Origin of the sequence: Paracoccus sp. (in: a-proteobacteria), from assembly GCF_030536915.1 — a bacterium.
Taxonomy (GTDB): domain Bacteria; phylum Pseudomonadota; class Alphaproteobacteria; order Rhodobacterales; family Rhodobacteraceae; genus Paracoccus.
The window spans coordinates 1-2481 of record NZ_JAUNPC010000181.1 but is presented as its reverse complement, the minus strand read 5'-3'; the positions used below and the strand labels follow the sequence as shown (position 1 = coordinate 2481).

2 protein-coding genes are annotated in these 2481 nt (G+C 65.8%); one reads left to right on the top strand and one right to left on the bottom strand.

The window, feature by feature from the left end; translation table 11 throughout:
• Positions 1-195: 195 nt before the first annotated feature.
• A complete protein-coding gene (locus tag Q4F04_RS15470) occupies positions 196-1914 on the top strand; it encodes a penicillin acylase family protein (RefSeq protein WP_303370682.1) in 1719 nt (572 codons plus the stop codon).
• On the opposite strand, the gene Q4F04_RS15465 is transcribed toward Q4F04_RS15470, so the two are convergent.
• On the bottom strand, positions 1898-2410 hold the full coding sequence (locus Q4F04_RS15465) for a hypothetical protein (RefSeq protein ID WP_303370681.1): 513 nt from the start codon (positions 2408-2410) through the stop codon (positions 1898-1900). The genes Q4F04_RS15470 and Q4F04_RS15465 overlap by 17 nt on opposite strands.
• Positions 2411-2481 lie beyond the last annotated feature (71 nt).

Here is a 2481-nt window from a genome sequence, read left to right as displayed (position 1 = left end):
CCAGGACCCGTCATGCACTAAGATTGGAAACGGACCACCTCATTGGGGCAGGCCAAAACCCCGCCTGCGGCAGAACCGCCTGCCGATACCACGGAAACGGCACCCGGGGCCGGCGCGCCAGCAGCGTCTTCGTCTGAAGGCGCTGCCCCGGCCAACGGCGCCCCGCCCTCATCGGCAGACCCTGCCGTACCGCCCGTGCATGAGGACGGACAAAGCTCGGGCAACCGCAGCAGCAGCGCGCTTGAGCCTGCAGACTTTCTCAGGATCACCTCGTCCAACGTGCAGGAGATCGGGTCCAACAACTGGACCATCGCGCCCTCGCGCACCGAAACCGGACGGCCGATCCTCGCCAACGATCCGCATCGCGCGCATGGGGTGCCCTCGCTGCGCTATGTCGTGCACCTGAACTCGCCCGGCATGTCGGTGATCGGGGCGGGCGAGCCGGCGCTGCCCGGCATCTCGATCGGGCATAACGGCAAGATCGCCTATGGCCTGACCATCTTCGCCGTCGATCAGGAAGACCTGTATGTCTATGAACTGAACCCCGAGAACCCTGACCAGTACCGCTACAATGGCGACTGGGTAGACATGGAGGTCGTGGAAGACACCATCGCCGTCCGCGACGGCGCGCCGCAGCAGGTGACGATGAAGTTCACGCGCCACGGCCCGGTGCTGAAGGTGGACGAGGAGAACGACCGCGCCTTCGCCTTCCGCAGCGTCTGGTTCGAGCCGGGGACCTCGGCCTATTTCGGCTCGGTCGATTACATGGGCGCGCAGAACTGGGAGGAGTTCACGACGGCGATGGAACGTTTCTCGGCGCCCTCGGAAAACCAGGTCTACGCCGACACGGATGGCAACATCGGCTGGATCGTGGGGGCCATGTCGCCCCTGCGCGAGAACTGGGACGGGCTGCTGCCGGTGCCGGGCGACGGCCGCTATGAATGGGGCTTCCTCGAACGGGACAAGCTGCCTTCGGTCTACAACCCCGAAAAGGGCTGGTTCGCCACTGCCAACGAAATGAACCTGCCCGAGGATTATCTCTACAAGGAATACAAGGTCGGCTTCGAATGGTCCGATCCGTCCCGCATCCGGCGCATTTCCGAGGTCCTGAGCGCCGACGACAAGGTGTCGCTGACGGACTCGATGGCGTTGCAGAACGACGATCACAGCGTCATGCAGCGCCGCGTGGTGGATCTGATGAAGGGCCTGAGCTTGCCCGAAACCGCATCGCAGGCCGATCGCGACGCGCTGGCCCTGATCCAGGGCTGGGACGCGGTGACCTCGGCCGACAGTGCTGCGGCTGCGGTGGCCGAGACGATGCTGAGCAAGCATCTGGTCGATACGACCGCGCCCCGCGTCCTGGGCGATGATCTCGCCGAGCTGCTCGGGCGCGGCGCGATCTCGTCGGTGGTGGATCTTCTGGCGCAGCCCGACGAAAGGCTGGGCGACAATCCTGAACAGGCGCGTGACGACATCCTGGCCACGGCCTTGTCGGGTGCCGTTGCCGAAACGACCGAGCGGCTGGGCGGCGACATGTCGAAATGGCGCTGGGGCGATCTGCACAAGGGCAAGTTCACCCATGGCGTCGCCGGTCTGGCTCAGCCAGGTTTCGCGGACCAGATGAACGTGGGCCCGCTGTCGATGGGCGGCTCGGCCTACAGCCCGCGGGCAGCAAGCTACAACGACAGCTTCGAGGTCACCTCGGGCGCGTCGTTCCGCATGGTGCTGGACGTGGGCAACTGGGACGCGAGCCGCTTCATCAACACCCCCGGCCAATCCGGCGATCCGATGAGCCCGCATTACCGCGACCTCGCGCCGCTCTGGGCAGCCGGAGACTATGCACCGCTGATCTATTCCCGCGAGGCGGTCGAGAACGCAGCGGCGCACATGATCTCGCTCACTCCGGGGAACTGATCACAGACTGATGGCAGGGCGCCACCAATATGATGGTGGCGCCCGCTTCTACGCACCTGCAGATGATCAGCGCCATTTGCGCCGCAGGAATGGCGCAATATTGCTCGGTCATGTGTGATCGGAACACCGCCGCCGCCCGAGCGACCACATGGCTTCCGATCTTCCGGCTGGCCGCCAAGCCGAGGCTGACCGGCTGTTCATCAAGCAGCACGGCGAACTGACCCGCGCGACCGCGCCCGTGATTGAGGTCCATCATGCAGCCGTGGCGCCGCGCCGGCTGGACCCTGCCTGACTGGGCTGTCCATGCCTGGACGCCGGAACACGATTCGCGCTGCAGCCGCCAGATCAACGCCGCGTGCGCCCGGCACATCGAGCAGCTTCCGGGCGGGCTGGTCGGGGTGGCGAGTTGGACACCGCCACTCTTCTGTCTCTGCGCGCGCTGCAGCACCACTCTCGCCGCTTCGGCTGTTCGCATGGCGAGAACTGCGCCGGTCACCGGACACCACTGCGATCATGGGCGTGAACAACCAGCTTGCCTGCCGCGACCGCATCAAGGGCCGCGATGCT